A 22,044-nucleotide genomic window follows, 5' to 3' on the forward strand; every position below is an offset into this window, starting at 1 on the left:
CCGCCTTCACACGTGCCAGAAGAATCCGGCTGTTTCGCTCCCGGCCTGCTGTTCCGTCAGGCCGAGATCATCGATCAGGACGGGGCTGATCTTCGATCTTTGCTTCCGCTCCCGACGGATACGGATGCGCCAGAACCAGCGTGCAATCACGCTTCGCAGGACGATCAGGCCGTGATGCCGGTGTGATGGTCTGCGATGTGAGACGCGTGCAGGGGCGCAGCAATCGCTCATGATGACCTCCATTGGGTTGAAATTTCGGGACCTTCGACATCGAACGAGCCCGGAGTCTGGAGGAGGAGGCGAGCGCGGTACTTAAGCGCTTCCAAAAAGTTCTCAATTATTTCCAAAGCGAGCGAAAGGTATCCATTTGGCTACCTATCTTGACGGCGGGGTGCTTCTGTGGTCAGGTAGCCATATGGCTACGTATGAACCAAGCCTGCCGCGCATCTTTGGCGCTCTCTCAGACCCGACGCGTCTCGCGGTCGTCGAAAGGCTCGTGAAAGGGCCCGCGTCGGTTTCGGAGTTGTCCGAACCCTTTGATCTGGCGCGTCCTTCGTTTCTCAAGCACCTGCGGATTCTCGAGGAGGCCGAGCTTGTCACATCCGTCAAATCGGGCAGGGTTCGAACCGTCAGCCTCGCGCCGGATGCACTGGGTTGGGTCGAGTCATGGGTGCACGAGCACCGCCGGGCCCTGGAAGGCAGCCTTGATCGCCTGGCAACGTTTCTTAATCAGGAGCAATGAGATGACAAATCCAAAGCAAGTTCACGAAACGATCGTGATCGAACGCATCCTGCCGAATTGTCGCGACCATGTCTGGTCTGCCTGGGCGTTGATGGAAAAGAAGAAAGCGTGGCTCGGCCAAGGCATGACCAAACTGGAGTTCTGGCCAGGCGGGGCTGAGCATCTCACGCACGTCTCCGATATGGGCACGCACACGAACGAAACCCGGTATTTCGAGATCAAGGACCGTGAACGGATCGTCTTTGCCTATTCAATGGCGCTGAATGGAAGAATTCACTCGGTTTCGCTCGCCACCGTCGTCTTTGCGGATCATGGCGGCGGTACCCGACTGACCTATACCGAACAAATGTGTGTCATTCCTCCAAGTGACGGTGCCGAAGGCCGCAAGCACGGATGGACGGCATTGCTCAAGGCGCTGGAGGACTTTCTGGCGACGGATACCAAACTAACGGCGTGATTCATCAGGACAACAGGATATGACCGGCTCGCTTTCCTTTCTCGGCCTTCCCGATCGCCTCGCCGACGGCCGCACGCCGCAAGCGGTGATCTTCTCGGCAGCTCACGGCAGCACCTATCCCGGCAAGGACAGCAGCGGCTATGCGCTCGCCGCAAATGCCATTCGCGCCGCGAGCCGGGAGGATGCCGATCTGATCGAGCATTGGGATTTCGATCTCGGTGGTCCGGTCTTTGCCGGCGGGCCGGTCTCCTGCGTCGATGCGGGCGAGATCGAGACCACCATGCATGACAATGAAGGCAACCGGGCGCGGATCGAGGCGAAGACGCGTGAGGTGCTGGCCTTGTCGTCTGTACCGATCCTGCTCGGCGGCGATGATTCCGTGCCCATTCCCTTTCTTGCCGGCTTTGCGGATCATGGGCCGGTCTGGGTCCTGCAGATCGATGCCCATATCGACTGGCGCGACGAACTCCACGGGGAGCGCTACGGCTATTCGAATCCGATGCGGCGGGTCAGCGAGATGCCGCATGTCGCCGGCATCGTGCAGGTTGGTATGCGCGGCGTCGGCAGCGCGCGCCTGAGCGAGATCGAAGCCGCGCTGCGCTATGGCAGCCATCTCGTTACCGCCCGCGAAATCCGCGCCGCCGGCGTCGAAGCCGCCTTGCTGCATATTCCTGAGGGCGCGCGCGTGGTCGTCACTCTCGATTGCGACGGCCTCGATCCCTCCATCATGCCGGGGGTGGCAGCGCGCACACCGGGCGGGCTCACCTACACGCAGGTGATCGACCTGATCGCCGGCCTTGGCAGGCGGGCGCGCATTGCCGGCTTCGACCTCGTGGAGCTCTATCCTCAGGCCGACATTGACGGCCTGTCGGCGCTGACGGCATCCCGCCTGCTCGTCAATGCGATCGGCGCCATCGTCCGGCAGGACTGAGACCAGGTGTTCTCTTGAGGCATTTACCACTTCGCCGCCGCAAGGTTTCAACCGCATCTGAAAATCTCTAGGATGCGCGCCATGCAGGGAGCGCGCTTCGCCTTTGGTCCGTTTGTGCTTGATCCGAAAGCGGGAACGCTGCTTCGGGATGATGATCCCGTTGGCGTCGGTCATCGCGGGATAAAGCTGCTTGCCGCGCTCGTCGGGCGGCCCGGCGAAATCCTCGGCAAGGCCGAGTTGATGGACGCGGCCTAGCCGGGCATGGCTGTCGAAGAAGGCAACCTCACCGTCCAGATCGCTCAGCTGCGCAAGCTTCTGGGGCCTGCCGAGAATGGTGGGGAATGGATTTCCACGGTTCCGCGCATCGGTTATCGCTTCACCGGGACGATCAGGCAGCTTGCCGAAGCAAAGCGAAAATCCCTGCCGCTGCCCGACAAGCCGTCGATTGCGGTGCTGCCCTTCATTGGCAGCGATCCCGAGCAGAACTTCTTTGCGGACGGGCTAACCGAGGATCTGATCACCGATCTCTCGCGCATATCGGGCCTGTTCGTCATCGCCCGCAATTCGGCCTTTGCCTATAAGGGGAAGGCGATGGATGTGCGTGATATCGCTGAGGAGCTTGGCGTGCGCTACCTGCTCGACGGCAGCGCAAGGCGCGCGGCCGGACGTGTGCGTATCAATGCCCGGCTGGTCGACGCGCGCACGGGCGAGCATCTCTGGGCAGAGCGTTATGATCGCAGCCTGGACGATATATTTGCCGTCCAGGACGAGGTGACCGGCAGGATCGTCGAGGCACTGCTAGGGCGGCTGCGTCCGCTGCCGCCCCGCAATCGACCCAAGAACCTCGAAGCTTATGATCTCTGCGTACGGGCACGCACGCTGATGGACGATGCGCCGCAGACCGCGCGGGAAACGCAGCTGATGTTGACGCGGGCGATTACGCTCGATCCCGATTATGCCGAGGCCCATCGCTGGCTTGCGCTGAACCAGTGGATGGGCTGGGTGCATTCCGGCGGGCCATCGCAGGCCGATCGCGGGACAGCGCTGGAATTGGCGCGAAAGGCTGTCGCGCTTGATCCCAACGATGCCGGCTGCCGCTGGGTTCTGGCTTACCTGCTTGCCTATGAGCGCCATTTTGCCGAGGCCGATGCGGAATTTGAAAAAGCCATCGAACTCGATCCAAACGAGGCCGATACCTGGGCGGCCATGTCGGACATCGCGGTGCTCGCCGGGCGGATCGATGAGGGCCTTGCACATATCGGCAAGGCCTTCCGGCTGAACCCGTTTCCGGCCAGCTGGTATTACCTGACGCTCGGACAGGCGCAATATGCCGCCCGCGACTACGAAGCCGTTGTGGAGACGCTGCGTCGAGAGGAGACCTATCGTACGAGTTCACGCCGGTTCCTGGCAGCCGGCCTTGCGCAGCTCGGCCGGTTTGACGAGGCGCGCGTGGAGGCGGATCTGTTCCTCGTTGCCAATCCGCAATTTTCGATCAGCCATTGGGCTGAGATGGAACCATTCCGCGACGCTGCAACCCTTGCGCATTTCGTCGACGGATACCGCAAGGCCGGTTTTCCGGAGTGACATTTCGTGCCGCAGTTCGCCCTCATCTTTAAAAATGTGATTACCATTCGTCTTAAAACAAAATAGGAAGTATTGCCGTAGTCTCTTCTCGTTGGCGAAAACAAGCCTTTTAAAGATTCGACAAAGGGACGATCATGAAGACGTTTTTAGCGGCTGCGACCGCAGTATTATTATTGCAGTTTTCTCCCGTTGCTGCCGAGGCGGCAACGCTGGTCGCCAATATCAGCCTCAGCAAGCAGACGATGACCGTTACCGAGGACGGCTGGGTGAAATATCGCTGGAAGGTCTCGACGGCGCGCAAGGGTTACTACACGCCGACCGGTTCGTGGGGTGCGAAGTGGCTGTCGCGCGATCACCGCTCCAGGAAATACGACAATGCGCCGATGCCCTTCGCCGTCTTCTTCAACGGCGGTTATGCCGTGCACGGCACCTTCGACCGCAAGCGGCTCGGCACGCCGGCTTCGCATGGCTGTGTTCGTCTCGATCCCAATAATGCGGCGCAATTCTTCTCGCTGACGCAGGAAAACGGCCTTGCCAATACCCGCGTTGTGATCACGCAGTGATCAAATCACATGGTAATCAGGCGCTCCAGGTCATCCATGTCGGGCACGACGATATGACGGTTATGCTCAATGCGGATGATGCCAAGCTTGCGCAGCTTCGTCATCTGGCGGCTGACGGTCTCGATCGTCAGCCCCAGGAAATCGGCGATTTCGGCGCGTGAGAGTGGCAGGTCGAAGGCGGTGCCGTAGGTCGTTTCCGGCTCTGCATTCGTGGCGATGAGAAAAAGAAGGCTTGCGACCTTTTCCTGGGCCGTGCGGCGGCCGAGCGTCAGCATCCATTCCCGGGCAGCATCCAGCTCCTTCAGCGCCTGAGCATGCAGGTTATGCTGCAGGTCGGGCGTATCCGCTATCATCCGGTCAAGCAGCCGGCGAGGGAAGACGCAGATTTCGGTCGGCGTGGCGGCTTCGGCAGACAGTGTGCTCTCATGGACGAAGGGACGGCCGATGAAATCGGGGGCAAATTGAAGGCCGACGATCTGCTGGCGCCCGTCCGGCATCACCTTGCAGAGCTTCACCACCCCGTTCACGATGTTGGAATAGGAGGAGACATCTTCGCCTTGGGCAAGGATCTCGCTGCCGGCGTCGAGCTTTCGGCGCATCGAATGCCTGCAGAGCTCGCGCAGCTGTGCCGACGTCAGCGCGCTGCAGACGACGCCATGACGCGCCTCGCAAATGCGGCAGGTCGCCGGAATTGTAATGTCAGGATCTTCACTGCGCGCGATATCCATGTTCGATGCCTCTATCCCATATGGCCTGCCTGCGTGTTACGCCGCGGCCCTGTCGTCATCTATCCCGATTTCTTGCGTTGCATCTTGATGTTTATCAATTTCGACGGAAGCCAGTTTGATCCAGATCAAACTGGCTTCCGATATCAGAGGCGCGCAACGTTGCAGTCTGGATCAGGGCGGTCTCGGCGCCATCGAGGAGGCCGCAAAAGCCTTTAGCCGGGTGGTCGCTTCGCGCTTCGATGCCTATCTGGTGCGGGCCAAAGGGCGTCATTCCATTGCTGTTTAGGCAACACTTTCGCGCCAATTTGGCTTGCAAGCGGGACGAAAGCATTGGCTTTTGAAATGGATTTGCCTATGAGGGGGAGAATCTTCATTTCCAAGAGGTAGAGCGAGTGACCGCTACATTCGATAAAGTTGCCGACATCATTGCTGAAACCAGCGAGATCGACCGCGCAACGATCACGCCGGAAAGCCATACGATCGACGACCTCGGTATCGACAGCCTCGACTTCCTCGATATCGTTTTTGCCATCGACAAGGAATTCGGCATCAAGATTCCGCTCGAGAAGTGGACGCAGGAAGTCAACGAGGGCAAGGTTTCCACCGAAGAGTATTTCGTGCTGAAGAACCTCTGTGCCAAGATCGACGAGCTGCGCGCCGCAAAGGCTTGAAGCAACATCATCGGTTTTTTTCACGCCCTGCCGCCGTTGATATGGCGGCCGGGCGATTTTGTTCCTAAGTAGGCCTTCCGACGGGCTTTTGCGCGTCGCGCCGGAGAAGACTGATGCTGCTGGAATATTTCCAGATGATTGACCGCGTCGAGGCGGTGGACCTCGAGAAGCGCACGCTGGTTGCGCGCTCGGTCGTGCCGGCCAAGAGCCCCGTTTTCGAGGGGCATTTTCCAGGCATGCCGCTCGTTCCCGGCGTGCTTCTTATCGAAACCATGGCGCAGGCCTCCGGCATGCTGGTGCTGGCGGCGACCGATTTTACATCCATGCCCTTCCTGATGTCGGTCGATGGCGCCAAGATGCGCACCTTCGTCGAGCCGGAAGCGGTGCTCGACATCGAGGCTTTTCTCGAACACGACGGCTCCGGTTTTGCCGTCACCAAGGCAAAGATTACCAGCGGCGGCAAGAAGGTTTGCGATGCGCAGCTCAAGCTGCGCACCATGCCTTTCAGTGAGATTCCGCTCGGCGATATCGTTAGGAAACGTGCTGAAGAGGTGGGCCTCATGGCCGCCATCGCTCAGCAGGGGGCCAAGGCCCAGGGGAGTGAATAGATGAGCAAGGCCGCCAATGACGTCGTCATCACCGGCATCGGCATCGTGACCTGTCAGGGTGTCGGCAAGGATGCGCATATCGCGCTACTGACAGCCGATGCCGCGCCGAAGCCTGTCGTCGAAACCGAGAAATTCAAGCCCTATCCTGTTCATCCGCTGCCTGAGATCGACTGGTCGCAGCAGATCGCCAAGCGTGGCGACCAGCGCCAGATGGAAAACTGGCAGCGCATCGGCGTTTTCGCAGCCGGTCTGGCGCTCGACGATGCCGGCTTCAAGGACGATCTGGAAGCCTGCGGCACGATGGACATGATCGTGGCGGCCGGCGGCGGCGAGCGCGACATCAATGTCGATACGCTGATCGTCGACGAGGGCCTGAAGCGCAATGACCGCGAACTGCTGCTGAATGAGAAACTGACGACGGAACTGCGTCCGACGCTGTTCCTAGCGCAGCTGTCCAACCTGCTCGCAGGCAATATTTCCATCGTTCACAAGGTCACCGGCTCCTCGCGCACCTTCATGGGTGAAGAAGCCTCCGGCGTTTCCGCCGTCGAGACGGCTTTCTGGCGCATCAAGTCCGGTGAATCCACCCATGCGCTTGTCGGAGGTGCCTTTGCTGCCGAGCGTCCGGACATGATCCTGCTGACGGAAGCAATCGGCGCCCATACGCGCGGCGACTGGGCGCCACTCTGGTCGCGCTCCGGCCTCGAAGGCGGCGGCATGATCACCGGTTCGGCCGGCGCCTTTCTGGTGCTGGAATCGCGCAAGCATGCTGAAGAGCGCGGCGCGCATATCTATGCGACAATCGACGCTGTCGAGGGCGATCGCGGCAATCGCGGCGCTGGGAATTTCGAAAAGCGCATGGAGCGGCTTCTGAAGCCTGCCGCCGACCTTGCGGCTGAAACCACGGCGATCTTCTCCGGCTCGACCGGCATGCATGAGATTGCGGCCCGTGAAAAGGCGGTGCTGGAGCATCAGCTTCCGGGAGCTGCGATCCGCGGCTTCGGCGGCGTTTCCGGCCACACGATCGAGGCGCAGTTCACGCTTGGTCTCGCGCTGGCAGCCCTTGCCGTTGATGTCGCGGCCAAGGTTCCGCCCTTCGATGCCGCGAGTGAGGCACCGATGACGGCCGGCGCGAAGGCCGCCGTCGTCACGACCGTTGGCCATCAGCGCGGCGAAGGCGTCGCCGTTCTTTCCGCAGAAGCGTGAGGAGTGACTGAAATGACAGCGTCCGCTTACAGGGATCATCTCGGCCGGCCAATCGTTGCGGTCACCGGCATGGGCATCATTACTTCGCTCGGTCAGGGCTTGAAGGACAATTGGGCAGCTCTTTCGTCCGGCACGTCCGGCATCCATGAGATCAGCCGCTTCCCGACCGAGGGGCTTTCGACGCGCATCGCCGGCACGGTCGATTTCATCGACATTCCCGCGCCGAACGCCGTCGAGCGGTCCTATGCCTTTGCCCGCGAAACAACGATCGAAGCGCTCGCCGATGCCGGAATTTCCGGCGATTTCAACGGCCCGCTGTTCCTGGCCGCACCGCCGATCGAGCCGGAATGGAGCGCTCGTTTCGAACTTGCCGACCGTTCGCCGGCCGCCGACCATCCGGGCGATGCCTATGAGCGGTTCCTGGCTGCCATGCGCCAGCGTCCCGATCCCGCTTTCCATGAGGCAGCACTTTTCGGCGCGATCTCCGAGCGTCTGTCCGACCGTTTCGGCACGCGTGGCCTGCCGGTCACACTGTCGACGGCCTGCGCATCGGGTGTGACGGCGATTCAGCTCGGCATCGAGGCGATCCGCCAGGGCCGCACCGACCGGGCGCTGACGGTTGCGACCGATGGTTCGCTGAGCGCGGAAGCGCTGATCCGCTTTTCGCTGCTGTCTGCTCTCTCCACGCAGAACGATCCGCCGACCAAGGCCTCCAAGCCTTTCAGCAAGGATCGCGACGGCTTCGTCATCGCCGAGGGCGCGGCGACGCTGGTGCTGGAATCGCTGGAATCGGCAATTGCCCGCGGCGCCAAGGTGCTCGGCATCATGAAGGGGGCAGGCGACAAGGCCGATAGCTTCCACCGCACGCGTTCTTCGCCCGACGGCGGTCCAGCGATTGCGACGATCCGCGCGGCGCTTGCCGATGCCGGCATGAGCGAGGACGATATCGGCTATATCAATGCGCACGGCACCTCGACGCCCGAGAACGATAAGATGGAATATGGTTCCATGTCTGCCGTTTTCGGTGAGAAGCTGGTCGGCATCCCAGTCTCCTCGAACAAGTCGATGATCGGCCATACGCTGACGGCGGCAGGAGCCGTCGAGGCCGTCTTTTCGCTGCAGACGATGCTGACCGGCACGCTGCCGCCGACGATCAACTACAACAATCCCGACCCGTCGATCGTTCTCGATGTCGTGCCGAACAAGAAACGGGAAACCCAGGTTTCGGCCGTGCTTTCCAACTCTTTCGGCTTCGGCGGACAGAACGCCAGCCTTGTCATGGCGCTCGAACCGGCATAAGCGGTTCCCGACAACACTGAGACAAAAAGAACGCCTTCAAGGCGAGAGGTTTTGCCATGCGCGCTTTGCAACTGATCGATGACCGCAAGCTTGAGATCACCGACCTGCCGGAACCGGAGGCGCCTGCCGCCGGCGAAGTGACGCTGCGCGTCAAGGCGGTTGCGCTGAACCATATCGATGTCTGGGGCTGGCGCGGCATGGCTTTCGCCAAGCGCAAGATGCCGCTCGTCATCGGTGCCGAAGCCTCCGGCGTGGTCGAAGCGATTGGTCCCGGCGTGGCGAACGTTCTGCCCGGGCAGCTCGTGTCGATCTATGGCGCGCGCACCTGCGGCCTCTGCCGTCCGTGCCGCGAAGGCCGCGACAATCTCTGCGAACATGTCTCCGGCGTACACGGCTTCCATCTGGATGGCTTTGCGCAGGAGAAGGTGAACCTGCCGGCGCGGCTGCTCGTCCCGGCTCCTCCCGGCGTCGATGCGATCGGTGCAGCACTTGCGCCGGTCACCTTCGGCACGGTCGAACATATGCTCTTCGACAACGCCAAGCTCGAGCCCGGTGAAACCATTCTCGTGCATGCCGGCGGCTCCGGCATTGGCACGGCAGCGATCCAGCTTGCCAAGAAGATCGGCTGCACCGTGATCACCACCGTCGGCTCCGACGACAAGATCGAAAAGGCGAAGGCGCTCGGCGCCGATCACGTCATCAATTACCGCACCGACCGCTTCGAGGGCGTGGTGCGCAAGCTCACCAAGAAGAAGGGCGTCGACGTCGTCTTCGAACACGTGGGCAAGGATACCTGGGCAGGCTCGATGCTCTGCATGAAGCGGGGCGGGCGTCTCGTCACCTGCGGTTCGACCTCTGGTGTCTCTACCGAGATGAACCTGATGATGCTTTTCCAACAGCAGTTGAAGCTGCTCGGCTCCTTCGGCTGCCGCATGGAGAACATGGCTGACGCCATGCAGAAGATGGGCCGTGGCCTCGTTCATCCCGTCATCGATACGGAAGTCGGCTTCGACGATATCGACCGCGCGCTGGAGCGCATGGAAGGCCGGCAAATCTTCGGCAAGATCATCCTGAAGATGGACTGATCGGCGTGAAGCTTTTCATTACCAGGATCGTTCTGGCGCTGCGCCATTTCCAGCAATGGCTGGTGGCGCAGCTGATGTTCGGCTTCCTGAACTTCCTGAAGCTGTTTCCGGCCGATGGCGCTATGCGCTTCGCCGACTGGATGACGCGCCAGATTGGCAAGCGGCTGAAGCGCCACAAGCTGATGCTCTATAATCTGCGCCGGGCTTTCCCGGAAAAGAGCGATGCCGAGCTGGAAGAGATTGCGCTGGAGAGTTGGGGCAATATGGGCCGGCTTGCGGCCGAATATGTCTTCCTCGACCAGCTCTTCGATTTCGATCCTGAAAGCTCCGAGCCGGGCAGGGTGGAAGTGTCCGGCATTCCGATCTTCCTGGAGCTGCGCGACAATCCGCGCCCCTTCATCGTCTTTACCGGCCATACCGGCAATTTCGAGCTGCTGCCGGTTGCGGGCAATGCCTTCGGTCTCAGCGTGACTGTGCTCTTCCGGCCGCCGAACAATCCTTACGTGGCCCAGAAGGTCTTCGATTTCCGCAGCGGCCGTATGGGCAAGCTGGTACCCTCGCATGCGGGTTCTTCCTTTGCGCTGGCGCGGCAGCTCGAGGTAGGGCAGGGCGTCGGCGTGCTCGTCGACCAGAAGTTTGGCCGCGGATTGAAGACGACGTTCTTCGGGCTCGACACCAAAACCAACCCGCTGCTGCCAAAGTTGGTGCGGCAATTCAATTGCGAGGTCTATCCGGCCCGCTGCATCCGTTTGCCCGGCAATCGTTATCGGCTGGAGATCGAGCCGAAGATGGAGATGCCGCGCGACGCGAAGGGCAATCTGGACCTTACCGCCACGGCGCAGATGATGAATGACAAGGTGGAAAGCTGGGTGCGCGAATACCCGGCTCAATGGCTGTGGTATCACGACCGTTGGGATATCAAGCGTTCCGTCAGCCTATAAGATTGTGCCTGCAAGATTTTGCTCCCGATTTATGATCGGTGAAAAGCGACAGGTCTGCTTTGGTTGAAACGATTAGCAGTCCATGTTACGCGTCTCTACTAGGGCGCGCAAAGCGTCAACCGTAAGGCGTAATCTTGTTAAGCATAGGCCTCGACCGGTTTCGGAACGTTTCTCAGGAAATGGATATGGGGGTATCTTGCTTGAGCTGTTCAGGGCCTTTTCCTTGCGCTGTGCGCAGATTGAGGAAGCGATAAGGCTAGGGGATGATGAGCGCGTGGCGGCGCTCGACGGCGATATCCAGCCGTTGGTCGAGGCGATTCTCGCATGCAGGGCGTCCAGCCTCGTTGAAGTATATATGCAGCTTCAATTTGTAAGCTACCTCATCGGCCAGGATGCCGATGACGGGGCTTTCGTGGCGCAATATGCCGCTGTGCTCTCCTACCTGCTCGATCGTTATTTCGGCGCCCATGCACCGGACTGGCGCGTGCCGTTGCCGGACATGAAGCTCAGGCAGCCGCCCGCCTATATTCCCGACACCGATAACGGTCAGTTCCTCAATGCGGCGATCCTGCAGACGCTGCCGGATCGCGTGGCGGTGCTGACGAAGGATTATCGTTATCTCTATTCCAATCCCGCCAATTGCGCCCATCTCGGCAAGAATGCCATGCAGCTCATCGGCCGCCATATCGTCGAATTCATCGGCGAAAAGCGCTTTGCCGACGGGGTGAAGGAAAAGCTCGATGCCTGTTTTGGCGGAGCGGCGATCGATTACGTCTACGAGCACAATGAGCGGCGTAACCGCTGCCGTATGGTGCCGCTCAACGACGCATCGAACAAGGTGCTGGGAGCGCTCATCACCATCCAGATTTCGGCGGCCCGGCAGCGGCTGACGCCTGACCGGGGAGGTTCTAATCCTTGCTCCAGACGGCGAGCTCGTAGCCGTCCTTGTCCAGGAAATGGAAGCGGCGGCCGCCGGGGAAGGGCGTGATCGGCTTGGCGATCGTGCCGCCGGCTTTTTCGACGCCCGCAAGAACGTCTTCCAGCTTCTCCGCGTAGAGGATGACGAGCGGGCCGCCCGATGTGCGCACCGGGCCGAGGGTGGTGAAGCCGCCTTTCAGCCTGCCATCGTCGAACTCGCAGTATTCCTCGCCATAATCGGTGAAGCGCCAGCCGAAGGCAGCGCCATAAAAGGCCTTGGTTGCGGCGATATCGCTAACGTTAAACTCGACATAGTCGATACGGCGGTCATTTTCAGCGTCGTTGCTGGCCATCTTATTTCTCCATCATCGATTTCAGCGTCGCCAGGTCCTTCTGCACATGGGCGGCATCGGCGGCGAATTGATCGTCGGTCATGCCGGGTAGGCGAAGCAGCGTGAACATCACCTCGCAGCCATCGCCATTCGGCACGATACGCAGTGCGTTATAGACGCGCAGGCCGGATTCGATCATCACGGTATGGTCGATAATGCCGAACTCGTTTGCCGGTACGAAACTCACACGGATCGTGCCGAGAGGCCCTTCGGCAATCCAGTCCTCACCGTCAGGTTTGAGGCCGGTCGCAAGGCCGGATGCCCAGAGCGGCATGTTTTCCGGTCTGCCGGCGAAGTCATAGACATCGCGCCAGTCTCTATCGATCGAGATGTGAACGATACGGGCGGGCATTGTGGTCATCGGTCTGTCCCTTATTCTGTGCCAGACTAGCAGGCCCGTTCCTTGCGTCTTGAACGAAACGGTCAGCGGCCGGACAGTTGCCAATCAGTTGATTATGCATGGCGGCGGGCGTCAACGTCGTCAGGTCGGCGATCTCACGAGTCATGTGCGCCTGATCGGAAAAGCCGGCTTCGAGGGCGAGGACGGCGAGCGGCAGGCTCTTGTCAGCCCGGCAGAGCGCCATGAAACGCTGCAGGCGGCGCACGCGCTCCAGCGTCTTGATGCCATAGCCGAAATGATGGTGGGCGCGACGGCGCAATTGCCGCTCGCCGATATCGAGCCTCTGCTGCAGATCCCGTATGCGGCCCGCTCCGCTATCGGCAGCGGCAAAGATCAGGCGAGCTTCGGGCTCGGCTTCTCTTTCATCTCGTGCCAGCTCGGTCAGCAGGCTGGCGAAGAGCGAACGCGCTGCGGCTCCATCCACACAGTCGGACAGGCGCGATTCGAGAAAGACGGCCTTTTCAGGCGCGAGATCACGCAAGGGAATGGAGAGGCCGGTGATTTCGGAGAGCGGGACCGTCAGCCAGTTGGCACCGGCACCCGGCGCAAAACGGGCACCAAGAACATGCATGCCCGGCGCAATCGGGGGAAAGGCAGCCGTGCGATCCGGTCCGGCAACATATATCCTGCCATCGACGAGGAGCAGATCGCAATAGCCGTCCGGGACGATGGCGAGCGGGCCTGCTGTCAGCAGCTCGTGTGACCAGAGACAGCGAAAATGCGGAGCAAGGGCGGACGAAGGCGCGTATTCGCGGTAGCGCCCGGCTGTCTTTGCCAAGAGCGGCCTGATATCGCTTTGCATGGCAGTGCTGACCGTCATTCCGGCCTCCCAAACTGCATCATATGGTGCTGTGAAGGCCATTCGAAAAGCCTGTTCCGACTGCCTTTTTCGACCCGAATCGCCATTGGCGACCTTGCCGTTTGGCCGAGAGAGTGCCACAACATCGCACCATTTCACTCATCGGAGGTTTGTCGTGGAAAAGGCAGAAATCGGACTGATCGGCCTTGCCGTCATGGGTTCCAACCTGGCGCTCAATATTGCGGAAAAAGGCAACAAGATCGCGGTTTTCAACCGCACTCCTGAAAAAACGGATGAATTCTACGAAAGCGCCGGCGATCTGAAGAAACAGATCATTCCCTGCAAGACGATCGAGGAGTTCGTCGAGGCGATCCGCCCGCCGCGTCCGATCATCATCATGATCAAGGCCGGCGATCCGGTTGACCAGCAGATGGAGGCGCTGCGCCCGCATCTGGAAAAGAACGACATCATGATCGATGCCGGCAATGCCAACTTCCGCGATACGGTTGCCCGCTTCGACCGCCTCAAGGATACGGGCCTGACCTTCATCGGCATGGGTGTTTCCGGCGGTGAGGAAGGTGCCCGCCACGGTCCGTCGATCATGGTCGGCGGCACGGAAGAGTCCTGGAAGCGCGTCGAGAAGGTTCTGACCTCGATCGCCGCCAAGTACAATGGCGATCCCTGCGTCGCCTGGCTCGGCAATGACGGCGCTGGGCACTTCGTCAAGACGATCCATAATGGCATCGAATATGCCGACATGCAGATGATCGCCGAAATTTACGGCATCCTGCGCGATGGCCTCGGCAAGAGCGCTTCGGAAATCTCCGGCATCTTCGGCGAATGGAACAAGGGCCGCCTGAACTCCTACCTGATCGAAATCTCAGAGAAGGTTCTGGCCGCCACCGATCCGATCTCCAAAACGCCGATGGTCGACATGATCCTCGACAAGGCCGGCCAGAAGGGCACCGGCAAGTGGTCGGCGATCGAAGCGCAGAACATGGGCATTCCGGCAACCGGCATCGAAGCCGCGGTTGCCGCCCGCAGCCTGTCGTCGATGAAGGAACAGCGCGAAGCCGCCCAGAAGATCTTCGGCGATCTTGGTGCGGCTTTTCCCGTCGCCTATGGCCCTGACTTCAACAAGGATCTGGAACTGGCGCTCTTTGCCGGCAAGATCGGCGCCTATGCGCAGGGCTTTGCTGTCATGGCCGAAGCCTCCAAGGAGTTCAACTGGTCGCTGCCGATGCCGACGATCGCCCGCATCTGGCGTGCCGGCTGCATCATCCGCTCGCAGTTCCTCGACGAGATCACCAAGGCGTTCACCGATGCGCCCGATGCGGCAAACCTCATCGTCACGCCGGCCTTCTCTTCTATGGTCAAGGAATCGATCCCGGCGCTTCGCCGCGTCGTGACTGCAGCGCTTACCGCCGGCCTGCCGGTTCCGGCGCTGACCTCGGCGCTCACCTATTTCGACGCCTACCGCCAGGCCCGCGGCACTGCCAACCTGATTCAGGCGCAGCGCGACTTCTTCGGCGCCCATGGCTTCGACCGCCTCGACGGCAAGGACTTCCACCACGGCCCGTGGGGCAGCGGTGCATCGACCTTCTGAGGTTTGCGATAATGGAGATGAAGAGCCCGGCCATAGTGTCGGGCTTTTTGTTATAAGGCTAATGGCGAACGGGAGGTTTTCGACATGCTTCACCACGCTTCCTTCGGGGTGACCGATATCGAGCGGGCGGCACGGTTTTACGATGCTGCGCTTGGCGCGCTCGGCTATATCAGAGTCTGGGAGGATCTGCGGCCGGGCGAGACCGGACAGGCTGTTGGTTATGGACCGCCGGGTGGCGGAGACAAGCTGGCGATCAAGTTGGTCGAGGCGGGCCAGGCAGCACCGGGTGCAGGTTTTCACCTTGCCTTTGCGGCGCCTGACCGGCAGTCGGTGATTGGATTTCATGCGGCGGCGCTTGCGCATGACGGTGTCGACAATGGTGCGCCGGGGCTGAGGCAGCATTATGGACCGAACTATTTTGCAGCTTTCGTCATCGATCCGGATGGGTATCGGATCGAGGCGGCATTCAATCAGGCGATCTGAGTAAAGTTGACTCTGGAGAACAGGCCCCTCGGGCACCTTCTCCTCGCTGGCGAGAAAGCGTATGCAGCGAGTGTCTCCGCAATCTCAAAGATCTCGTGCGGAAAGTCCCCTCTCTACCGGGCGGGGAGGGGTTAGGGGTGCACGCACTCAAGCGCCTCGCCCCGAGAACACCCGTTCACGGCAAGATCGGCGGAATGTGATAGACGACGCAACCATATTTAGGCTTCTGGCGGCGTTCTTTGACCTCGCCGCCGTAAGCCTCGGCAATCCGCCTGCTGGCAACGTTTTCCTCGGCAACCGGATATTCGAAATATCGGACCGGCTGCGTCTTGCTCACCCATCTCGCCACGGCACCGATCAGCTCATGGCCGAACCGCTTGCCATGCACATCGCGGCGCAGCCAGATTCCAAGCTCTGGGGTCTCGGAGTTGATGGCGTGCACGCCGAGAATGCCAAGGCACCGGCGATCATCACGGCTGCGGGGGACGAGCGTGAGTTCCGATCCATCTTCCATTGCAGGCAGCCAGTTTTGCCAGACTTCGGCAAAGGCTTCCTCGCTCGTTGGCGCCTTCCAGGCGGTGAAGCGGGTGATCTCGGGGGAGATGCAGGCAAAGACTTCGCTGGCATCCTCCGGCCTGAAGGAGCGGAGGATCGTGCGTGCCGTCGGTATTTCGATTTCCCGCATGTGTTCTCGCGCTTGAACGCCAAACGGCAGTTCGGATGCTTACCGCCCCGCAGGCCATTCCGGTTTGCTGATACTCTGTAGCAGCTCCGCATCCACCCCATCGATCCGCGCGATCACCTGTTTTGCCATCTCGCGGCCGGCGTGGCGCACGTCTTCGTAGGCGGCGATGATTTCCGGGCGAATCCAGTTGAGAATCGGGGCGGATTGTTTGGAGACGAGATCGACGTCATGGCCGAGGCGCTTGCCGGCGGCCTCGATGCCGGCGTTGACGGCGATGGTGGCGCTGCCAGCGGACGAGACGATACCGTCAGGCGCACCCGGCGAGCGCATCAGCTGCTCTACGGCGTCACGGATTTCGGCAAGCGGAGCATCGATGTTGACGCGCAGCGGCACTTCTTCCGCGCCGTAGTCATGCAAGCCAGTCTGAAAGCCGATGCGGGTATGGGTGTAGTAGGTGAGTTTGCTTGGCGGCTGGAGCAGAGCGACACGCTTACGGCCGCGGTTGACGAGCTTTTCCACTGCCTGATGGGCGTAAGCCTCGTTGTCGAAGTCGTGATAGGGGTGCGAGAGCCCGCCATCGGTGCGGCCGTGGGTGGTGAACGGCATGCCGCTCTCGGCAAGCAGGCGCACGCGCGGATCGTCGGGCTCGACGCGCGAGATGATAACGCCGTCGGCCGAACCCGTTTCCAGGATATAGCGCACCGGCAGCATGGGATCCTTGCTGTGTGAATGCGGGGTGACGACGATATGGTAGGGCGTGCCGGTCAGAACTTCCGAAATGCCGAAGACCATCTGGCTGGAAAAGCCCATGATCTCCTCGTCGATGCTGAGGACCAGCGCAATGACGTTGGTCTTGCCGGTTCTGAGGCGTACGCCGGCCCTGTTCGGCTGATAGCCGAGCTGACGGGCGACCATGCGCACCCGTTCCTTCGTTTCAGCGCCAATATCCGGTGCATCTTTCAGTGCCCGCGACACTGTCGTCACGCCAAGGCCGGTCATGAAGGCAATCGTCTTCAATGTCGGGCGCTCGCGTTGAATGGAACCGGACGCCGCTCCCCCGAAATTTCCGTTGTTTTCCATCCCTCTAGGCCTGCCTCGCGCGATTTGCTTCGCCTTATAGAAGCTTTTTGGTGCGCTGTAAGTACGCCGGCGCCGAAAAAGCTCTCCTCCCTAAGCGAGCCAATCTGTAACGATACAGGATAAATGTCGAGCCTTTTTTCTGGCCGGGATTGCTTAGCAACCCTCTGCGGTTGAATCGTCAATCCGGCTGACGATTTTTTGCAATTGCGAAATTTACGAAGATTGAAATTGTCGGATTGATTGAAAATTAATCCGCGAAAACAGGCATATAGATAAAAATGGCAGTTGCAAAACCGCTTGCTTGTACTTCTCTTATTGAGCAAAGATGGAACAGATGATTACCCGCAAAGGCTGCAATGCCGCCTTTCGAAGAAAATTTTGCGAGCGGGCGGTTGCGCGGATAAATCGATTGCTCTAAGTTTTTCCGGCAACGTTTCAGTGAGGGAGGAGAACTCATGAAAATTCGTATGATGGCGGCCGTGCTTGCCGCTTCCGTCGCGCTTCCGTTCGGCGCCGCCAACTCTACCGATCTCGAAGTCACACACTGGTGGACCTCGGGCGGTGAATCCGCTGCAGTCGCCGAGCTGGCAAAGGCATTCGACGCCACCGGCAACCACTGGGTCGATGGCGCTATCGCCGGTTCCGGGGGCACCGCCCGCCCGATCATGATCAGCCGCATCACCGGCGGCGATCCAATGGGCGCCACCCAGTTCAACCATGGCCGCCAGGCCGAGGAACTCGTCCAGGCTGGCCTGATGCGCGACCTGACCGACGTGGCGACCGCAGAGCACTGGAAGGACATTGTTCGTCCGTCGAGCCTGCTCGATTCCTGCACCATCGATGGCAAGATCTATTGCGCGCCGGTGAACATCCACTCCTGGCAGTGGCTGTGGCTTTCGAATGCGGCCTTCAAGAAGGCTGGCGTTGAAGTTCCGAAAAACTGGGACGAGTTCGTCGCCGCTGCTCCGGCTCTCGAAAAGGCAGGCATCATTCCTCTCGCAGTGGGCGGTCAGCCCTGGCAGGCCGCTGGTGCCTTTGACGTGCTGATGGTTGCCATTGCGGGCAAAGATACCTTCAACAAGGTCTTCAAGGACAAGGATGCGGAAGCTGCCGCCGGTCCCGAGATCGCCAAGGTCTTCAAGGCTGCCGACGATGCCCGCCGCATGTCCAAGGGCAGCAACGTTCAGGATTGGAACCAGGCGACCAACCTCGTCATCACGGGCAAGGCCGGCGGCCAGATCATGGGTGACTGGGCGCAAGGCGAATTCGCGCTTGCCGGGCAAAAGGCTGGCACTGACTATACCTGCCTGCCCGGCCTCGGTGTGAACGAGATCATCTCGACCGGCGGCGATGCCTTCTATTTCCCGCTCCTGAAGGACGCGGAGAAGTCCAAGGCTCAGGCCGTGCTCGCCAAGACCCTGCTCGATCCCAAGACCCAGGTTGCCTTCAACCTGAAAAAAGGCTCTCTGCCGGTTCGCGGCGACGTCGATCTTGCTGCCGCCAACGACTGCATGAAGAAGGGTCTCGATATCCTGGCGAAGGGCAACGTCATCGAGGGCACCGATCAGCTGCTCTCGGCCGACAGCCAGAAGCAGAAGGAGGATCTCTTCTCCGAATTCTTCGCTAATCCGTCGATGACGCCGGAAGCTGCGCAGAAGCGTTTCGCCGAGATCATCGCTTCGGCTGACTGATCGATAGATTCGCTGCCTTTGCGATCCGGCTCCGCAAGAGCCGGATCCTTCCCGATGAATGGGCGGATGGCGGCGTCTCTGCGGCGTCCCGGTAAATCCGGGGCAGGGATGGCAGACGGCCTCATGCCGTTCTGCCGCGGGTCGCAGTTGCGATTTGAGGAGAAGTGTTCATGACGGGTCAAGCGCAAGCAGGCCGGCCAATCAAGTTACTGCGCAATCTGAATGCCAAGATTGCATCCATACCGATGATCCTGACAGCGCTGGTGATTTTTGTCGGCGGCACGTTGTGGACGGTCGTTTATTCCTTCACCAATTCCAAGCTGCTTCCACGGTTGAGCTTCGTCGGTCTCGACCAGTATCATCGTCTCTGGGCAGCGCCCCGCTGGGTGACGGCGATCGAGAACCTCGCCGTTTACGGCATTCTCTCCCTGATCTTCAGCCTGGTCATCGGTTTCGTGCTCGCTGCGCTGATGGATCAGAAGATCCGTTTCGAAAACACTTTCCGCACTATCTTCCTTTACCCTTTCGCGCTGTCCTTCATCGTGACTGGCCTTGTCTGGCAGTGGGTTCTGAACCCGGAATTCGGCATTCAGTCGGTGGTGCGCTCGCTCGGCTGGACGAGCTTTACCTTCAATCCGCTCTATACGCCCGAAATCGTCATCTACGGCATTCTGATCGCGGCGCTGTGGCAGGGAACCGGGCTCGTGATGTGCCTGATGCTTGCCGGCCTGCGCGGCATCGACGAGGATATCTGGAAAGCAGCGCGCGTCGATGGAATCCCGATGTGGAAGACGTATCTGCTCGTCGTCATTCCGATGATGCGGCCGGTCTTCATCACGACGATCGTCATCATCGCTTCCGGGATCGTCAAGGTTTACGACCTCGTCGTGGCGCAGACATCGGGCGGCCCCGGTATCTCGTCGGAAGTGCCAGCAAAATACGTCTACGACTACATGTTCCAGGCGCAGAATCTGGGTCAGGGCTTCGCCGCATCGACAATGATGCTCGTTACGGTCGCGATCATTGTCGTTCCCTGGGCCTACCTGGAATTCGGAGGAGGGCGCAAGCGTGGCTAATATAGGAACTCTCAACACTACCGCCGCCGGCATCGATGCGGTCTCGTCAAGGCTCGGCGATGGCCCGAGCGGGCCGAAGCCGCGCCCGACGCTGTCGGCACGCAATATCATGCTCTACGGAACGTTGATCGTCGCGGCGCTCTATTACCTGCTGCCGCTCTACGTGATGGTCGTGACATCGCTGAAGGGCATGCCGGAGATCCGCCTCGGCAACATTTTCTCGCCGCCGATGGAGATCACTTTCGAACCTTGGGTGAAAGCCTGGGCTGAAGCCTGCACCGGGCTCAATTGCGACGGCCTGTCGCGTGGGTTCTGGAATTCGGTGCGCATTACCGTGCCGTCGGTGATCATCTCGATCGCCATCGCCTCGGTGAACGGCTATGCGCTTGCAAACTGGCGCTTCAAGGGATCCGAGTTTTTCTTCTCTATCCTCATCATCGGCGCGTTCATTCCGTATCAGGTGATGATCTATCCGATCGTCATCATCCTGCGCGAGATCGGCATCTACGGCACGCTGACCGGCCTCGTCATCGTCCATTCGATCTTCGGCATGCCGATCCTGACGCTGCTCTTCCGCAACTATTTCGTCTCGCTGCCGGAGGAACTGTTCAAGGCGGCGCGCGTCGACGGGGCGGGCTTCTGGCAGATCTTCCTGAAGATCATGCTGCCTATGTCTCTGCCGATCTTCGTCGTGGCGATGATCCTGCAGGTGACCGGCATCTGGAATGACTTCCTGTTCGGCGTGGTCTTCACCCGGCCGGATACCTACCCAATGACCGTGCAGCTCAACAACATCGTCAATTCCGTCCAGGGTGTGAAGGAATACAACGTCAACATGGCAGCAACGATCCTTACCGGCCTGGTGCCGCTGATCGTCTATTTCGTCTCCGGGCGGCTTTTCGTTCGCGGTATCGCCGCCGGCGCAGTGAAGGGGTGATCACATGAACATGAATTCAACTGTCTCCAATTCGAGCGTCTCCATCAAGGATCTATCGCTGAATTTCGGATCGGTCAGCGTGCTGAAGGATCTCAACCTCGACATCAACGACGGCGAATTCCTGGTGTTGCTCGGCTCCTCCGGCTGTGGCAAGTCGACCTTGCTCAACTGCATCGCCGGCCTGCTCGATGCTTCTGAAGGCCAGATCTTCATCAAGGGCAAGAACGTCACCTGGGAGGAGCCGAAGGACCGCGGCATCGGCATGGTCTTCCAGTCCTACGCGCTCTATCCTCAGATGACCGTCGAAAAGAACCTCTCCTTCGGGCTTCGCGTCGCCAAGGTGCCGCAGGCCGAGATCGACAAGCGGGTGGCGCGTGCCTCCGAGATCCTGCAGATCCAGCCGCTTCTGAAGCGCAAGCCGGCCGAGCTTTCCGGCGGTCAGCGCCAGCGTGTGGCGATCGGCCGTGCCCTCGTGCGCGATGTCGACGTCTTCCTCTTCGACGAGCCGCTGTCGAACCTCGACGCCAAGCTGCGCTCGGAATTGCGCGTCGAAATCAAGCGTCTGCACCAGTCGCTGAAGAACACCATGATCTATGTCACGCACGACCAGATCGAGGCACTGACGCTTGCTGACCGTATCGCCATCATGAAGAGCGGCATCATTCAGCAGCTCGACGATCCGACGACGATCTACAACAGGCCGCGCAATCTGTTCGTCGCCGGCTTCATCGGCTCGCCGTCGATGAACTTCCTGCGCGGCGAATTGGTCAGCATGGGCGGCGGGATGGCCTTTACGGCCAACGGCGTCAATTTCTCGCTCGCCGGCTACGACGCCGGTGAAACGCTGCAGCCCGGCCGCAAGGTGGTGCTCGGCGTTCGCCCCGAGCACATCAAGGTCAACGAGAATACGGGTGGTGAAGAACATGATGCCACCGTCGATATCGAGGAACCCATGGGCGCGGATAATCTGCTCTGGCTGAAGCACGCCGGCCACACGATGTCGGTGCGCGTCAACGGTGCGCGACGCTTCAATGTCGGCGCCAAGGTGAAGCTCAATTTCGACATGTCGCTTGCGTCACTTTTCGACGCGACGACGGAAAACCGCATCTGAGACCTTGACCAGAGCCTAGTGAAGGCGAGGGTGGTGGCATCTTCGCCTGAG

General features: G+C 60.3%; 25 protein-coding genes and 1 pseudogene. 19 read left to right on the forward strand and 7 right to left on the reverse strand.

Annotation, left to right across the window (positions count from 1 at the left end; genetic code table 11):
• Nucleotides 1-6: 6 nt before the first annotated feature.
• On the reverse strand, nt 7-231 hold the full coding sequence (locus FHX08_RS03700; protein WP_245508268.1) for a DUF1127 domain-containing protein: 225 nt from the start codon (nt 229-231) through the stop codon (nt 7-9).
• Nucleotides 232-415: 184 nt separating this feature from the next.
• On the opposite strand from FHX08_RS03700, the gene FHX08_RS03705 reads away from it, so the two are divergent.
• The 5 genes and pseudogenes from FHX08_RS03705 to FHX08_RS03725 all read left to right on the forward strand — a co-directional run bounded on the left by FHX08_RS03705 (nt 416) and on the right by FHX08_RS03725 (nt 4,277).
• Nucleotides 416-742: an ArsR/SmtB family transcription factor gene (locus FHX08_RS03705; RefSeq protein WP_132653944.1), complete on the forward strand. Its 327-nt coding sequence runs from the start codon at nt 416-418 to the stop codon at nt 740-742.
• On the forward strand, nt 705-1,199 hold the full coding sequence (locus FHX08_RS03710) for an SRPBCC domain-containing protein (RefSeq protein WP_165911893.1): 495 nt from the start codon (nt 705-707) through the stop codon (nt 1,197-1,199). The genes FHX08_RS03705 and FHX08_RS03710 overlap by 38 nt, the downstream gene beginning before the upstream one ends.
• 19 nt (nt 1,200-1,218) lie before the next feature.
• Nucleotides 1,219-2,130, forward strand: a complete 912-nt coding sequence (locus tag FHX08_RS03715; protein ID WP_132653946.1) for an agmatinase — start codon at nt 1,219-1,221, stop codon at nt 2,128-2,130.
• Between the two features lie 81 nt (nt 2,131-2,211).
• Nucleotides 2,212-3,714: pseudogene (locus FHX08_RS03720) on the forward strand (winged helix-turn-helix domain-containing tetratricopeptide repeat protein).
• Nucleotides 3,715-3,848: 134 nt separating this feature from the next.
• The gene (locus tag FHX08_RS03725; RefSeq protein ID WP_132653948.1) at nt 3,849-4,277 is read left to right on the forward strand and encodes a L,D-transpeptidase; all 429 of its coding nucleotides are present in this window, start codon (nt 3,849-3,851) and stop codon (nt 4,275-4,277) included.
• Nucleotides 4,278-4,282: 5 nt separating this feature from the next.
• On the opposite strand, the gene FHX08_RS03730 is transcribed toward FHX08_RS03725, so the two are convergent.
• Nucleotides 4,283-5,005 (reverse strand): Crp/Fnr family transcriptional regulator, encoded by a 723-nt coding sequence (locus FHX08_RS03730; RefSeq protein ID WP_132653949.1) that lies wholly within the window; start codon nt 5,003-5,005, stop codon nt 4,283-4,285.
• Nucleotides 5,006-5,120: 115 nt separating this feature from the next.
• On the opposite strand from FHX08_RS03730, the gene FHX08_RS03735 reads away from it, so the two are divergent.
• The 8 genes from FHX08_RS03735 (at nt 5,121) to FHX08_RS03770 (ending at nt 11,803) form a co-directional block, all read left to right on the forward strand.
• Nucleotides 5,121-5,291: a hypothetical protein gene (locus FHX08_RS03735; RefSeq protein ID WP_165911894.1), complete on the forward strand. Its 171-nt coding sequence runs from the start codon at nt 5,121-5,123 to the stop codon at nt 5,289-5,291.
• A 106-nt stretch (nt 5,292-5,397) separates the two neighbouring features.
• Nucleotides 5,398-5,676: an acyl carrier protein gene (locus FHX08_RS03740; protein ID WP_007814022.1), complete on the forward strand. Its 279-nt coding sequence runs from the start codon at nt 5,398-5,400 to the stop codon at nt 5,674-5,676.
• Nucleotides 5,677-5,789: 113 nt separating this feature from the next.
• Nucleotides 5,790-6,284 carry a 3-hydroxyacyl-ACP dehydratase FabZ family protein gene (locus tag FHX08_RS03745; RefSeq protein WP_184326872.1) on the forward strand — a complete coding sequence of 165 codons (495 nt, stop codon included), beginning with the start codon at nt 5,790-5,792 and terminating at the stop codon, nt 6,282-6,284.
• Nucleotides 6,285-7,490 carry a beta-ketoacyl-ACP synthase gene (locus FHX08_RS03750; protein WP_132653951.1) on the forward strand — a complete coding sequence of 402 codons (1,206 nt, stop codon included), beginning with the start codon at nt 6,285-6,287 and terminating at the stop codon, nt 7,488-7,490.
• A 12-nt stretch (nt 7,491-7,502) separates the two neighbouring features.
• A complete protein-coding gene (locus FHX08_RS03755; RefSeq protein ID WP_132653952.1) occupies nt 7,503-8,789 on the forward strand; it encodes a beta-ketoacyl-ACP synthase in 1,287 nt (428 codons plus the stop codon).
• A gap of 56 nt (nt 8,790-8,845) precedes the next feature.
• Nucleotides 8,846-9,874, forward strand: a complete 1,029-nt coding sequence (locus tag FHX08_RS03760) for a zinc-binding dehydrogenase (RefSeq protein WP_132653953.1) — start codon at nt 8,846-8,848, stop codon at nt 9,872-9,874.
• A 5-nt stretch (nt 9,875-9,879) separates the two neighbouring features.
• The gene (locus FHX08_RS03765; protein WP_132653954.1) at nt 9,880-10,815 is read left to right on the forward strand and encodes a lipid A biosynthesis lauroyl acyltransferase; all 936 of its coding nucleotides are present in this window, start codon (nt 9,880-9,882) and stop codon (nt 10,813-10,815) included.
• 196 nt (nt 10,816-11,011) lie between these two features.
• Entirely contained in the window at nt 11,012-11,803 is a 792-nt protein-coding gene (locus tag FHX08_RS03770) for a PAS domain-containing protein (protein WP_132653955.1), read from the forward strand.
• On the opposite strand, the gene FHX08_RS03775 is transcribed toward FHX08_RS03770, so the two are convergent.
• From FHX08_RS03775 to FHX08_RS03785, 3 genes are read right to left on the reverse strand one after another with little or no spacing between them, the layout of a single operon-like run.
• Complete coding sequence (locus tag FHX08_RS03775; RefSeq protein WP_132653956.1) at nt 11,724-12,086, reverse strand: VOC family protein; 363 nt, start codon at nt 12,084-12,086, stop codon at nt 11,724-11,726. The genes FHX08_RS03770 and FHX08_RS03775 overlap by 80 nt on opposite strands.
• A 1-nt stretch (nt 12,087) precedes the next feature.
• On the reverse strand, nt 12,088-12,486 hold the full coding sequence (locus FHX08_RS03780) for an SRPBCC family protein (protein ID WP_132653957.1): 399 nt from the start codon (nt 12,484-12,486) through the stop codon (nt 12,088-12,090).
• A complete protein-coding gene (locus FHX08_RS03785; protein WP_246698279.1) occupies nt 12,443-13,345 on the reverse strand; it encodes a helix-turn-helix domain-containing protein in 903 nt (300 codons plus the stop codon). The genes FHX08_RS03780 and FHX08_RS03785 overlap by 44 nt, the downstream gene beginning before the upstream one ends.
• Nucleotides 13,346-13,499: 154 nt before the next feature.
• On the opposite strand from FHX08_RS03785, the gene gndA reads away from it, so the two are divergent.
• Together gndA and FHX08_RS03795 are read left to right on the forward strand one after the other, a co-directional pair.
• Entirely contained in the window at nt 13,500-14,930 is a 1,431-nt protein-coding gene (gene gndA, locus FHX08_RS03790; protein ID WP_132653958.1) for an NADP-dependent phosphogluconate dehydrogenase, read from the forward strand.
• Nucleotides 14,931-15,014: 84 nt separating this feature from the next.
• Nucleotides 15,015-15,413, forward strand: a complete 399-nt coding sequence (locus FHX08_RS03795) for a VOC family protein (protein ID WP_132653959.1) — start codon at nt 15,015-15,017, stop codon at nt 15,411-15,413.
• Nucleotides 15,414-15,588: 175 nt separating this feature from the next.
• On the opposite strand, the gene FHX08_RS03800 is transcribed toward FHX08_RS03795, so the two are convergent.
• Nucleotides 15,589-16,098 (reverse strand): GNAT family N-acetyltransferase, encoded by a 510-nt coding sequence (locus FHX08_RS03800; protein ID WP_132653960.1) that lies wholly within the window; start codon nt 16,096-16,098, stop codon nt 15,589-15,591.
• A gap of 39 nt (nt 16,099-16,137) precedes the next feature.
• Nucleotides 16,138-17,178: a LacI family transcriptional regulator gene (locus tag FHX08_RS03805; protein WP_132653961.1), complete on the reverse strand. Its 1,041-nt coding sequence runs from the start codon at nt 17,176-17,178 to the stop codon at nt 16,138-16,140.
• A gap of 455 nt (nt 17,179-17,633) precedes the next feature.
• On the opposite strand from FHX08_RS03805, the gene FHX08_RS03810 reads away from it, so the two are divergent.
• The 4 genes from FHX08_RS03810 to FHX08_RS03825 all read left to right on the forward strand — a co-directional run bounded on the left by FHX08_RS03810 (nt 17,634) and on the right by FHX08_RS03825 (nt 21,993).
• A complete protein-coding gene (locus tag FHX08_RS03810; RefSeq protein WP_132653962.1) occupies nt 17,634-18,869 on the forward strand; it encodes an ABC transporter substrate-binding protein in 1,236 nt (411 codons plus the stop codon).
• Nucleotides 18,870-19,039: 170 nt separating this feature from the next.
• Nucleotides 19,040-19,945, forward strand: a complete 906-nt coding sequence (locus tag FHX08_RS03815; protein ID WP_132653963.1) for a carbohydrate ABC transporter permease — start codon at nt 19,040-19,042, stop codon at nt 19,943-19,945.
• Entirely contained in the window at nt 19,938-20,882 is a 945-nt protein-coding gene (locus FHX08_RS03820; protein WP_132653964.1) for a carbohydrate ABC transporter permease, read from the forward strand. Before FHX08_RS03815 ends, FHX08_RS03820 begins: the two co-directional genes overlap by 8 nt.
• A gap of 4 nt (nt 20,883-20,886) precedes the next feature.
• Nucleotides 20,887-21,993 carry an ABC transporter ATP-binding protein gene (locus FHX08_RS03825; RefSeq protein ID WP_132653965.1) on the forward strand — a complete coding sequence of 369 codons (1,107 nt, stop codon included), beginning with the start codon at nt 20,887-20,889 and terminating at the stop codon, nt 21,991-21,993.
• The last annotated feature ends 51 nt before the right edge of the window (nt 21,994-22,044 follow it).

Source organism: Rhizobium sp. BK529, assembly GCF_014194105.1.
Classification (GTDB): domain Bacteria; phylum Pseudomonadota; class Alphaproteobacteria; order Rhizobiales; family Rhizobiaceae; genus Rhizobium.

Bases quoted from the DNA above. Each gene is read 5' to 3' on its own strand.
- FHX08_RS03700 (WP_245508268.1), bottom strand. From the start codon at position 231: ATGAGCGATTGCTGCGCCCCTGCACGCGTCTCACATCGCAGACCATCA.
- FHX08_RS03705 (WP_132653944.1), top strand. From the start codon at position 416: ATGGCTACGTATGAACCAAGCCTGCCGCGCATCTTTGGCGCTCTCTCA.
- FHX08_RS03715 (WP_132653946.1), top strand. From the start codon at position 1,219: ATGACCGGCTCGCTTTCCTTTCTCGGCCTTCCCGATCGCCTCGCCGAC.
- FHX08_RS03725 (WP_132653948.1), top strand. From the start codon at position 3,849: ATGAAGACGTTTTTAGCGGCTGCGACCGCAGTATTATTATTGCAGTTT.
- FHX08_RS03730 (WP_132653949.1), bottom strand. From the start codon at position 5,005: ATGGATATCGCGCGCAGTGAAGATCCTGACATTACAATTCCGGCGACC.
- FHX08_RS03745 (WP_184326872.1), top strand. From the start codon at position 5,790: ATGCTGCTGGAATATTTCCAGATGATTGACCGCGTCGAGGCGGTGGAC.
- FHX08_RS03750 (WP_132653951.1), top strand. From the start codon at position 6,285: ATGAGCAAGGCCGCCAATGACGTCGTCATCACCGGCATCGGCATCGTG.
- FHX08_RS03755 (WP_132653952.1), top strand. From the start codon at position 7,503: ATGACAGCGTCCGCTTACAGGGATCATCTCGGCCGGCCAATCGTTGCG.
- FHX08_RS03760 (WP_132653953.1), top strand. From the start codon at position 8,846: ATGCGCGCTTTGCAACTGATCGATGACCGCAAGCTTGAGATCACCGAC.
- FHX08_RS03775 (WP_132653956.1), bottom strand. From the start codon at position 12,086: ATGGCCAGCAACGACGCTGAAAATGACCGCCGTATCGACTATGTCGAG.
- FHX08_RS03780 (WP_132653957.1), bottom strand. From the start codon at position 12,486: ATGACCACAATGCCCGCCCGTATCGTTCACATCTCGATCGATAGAGAC.
- FHX08_RS03785 (WP_246698279.1), bottom strand. From the start codon at position 13,345: ATGACGGTCAGCACTGCCATGCAAAGCGATATCAGGCCGCTCTTGGCA.
- FHX08_RS03795 (WP_132653959.1), top strand. From the start codon at position 15,015: ATGCTTCACCACGCTTCCTTCGGGGTGACCGATATCGAGCGGGCGGCA.
- FHX08_RS03800 (WP_132653960.1), bottom strand. From the start codon at position 16,098: ATGCGGGAAATCGAAATACCGACGGCACGCACGATCCTCCGCTCCTTC.
- FHX08_RS03805 (WP_132653961.1), bottom strand. From the start codon at position 17,178: ATGGAAAACAACGGAAATTTCGGGGGAGCGGCGTCCGGTTCCATTCAA.
- FHX08_RS03810 (WP_132653962.1), top strand. From the start codon at position 17,634: ATGAAAATTCGTATGATGGCGGCCGTGCTTGCCGCTTCCGTCGCGCTT.
- FHX08_RS03815 (WP_132653963.1), top strand. From the start codon at position 19,040: ATGACGGGTCAAGCGCAAGCAGGCCGGCCAATCAAGTTACTGCGCAAT.
- FHX08_RS03825 (WP_132653965.1), top strand. From the start codon at position 20,887: ATGAACATGAATTCAACTGTCTCCAATTCGAGCGTCTCCATCAAGGAT.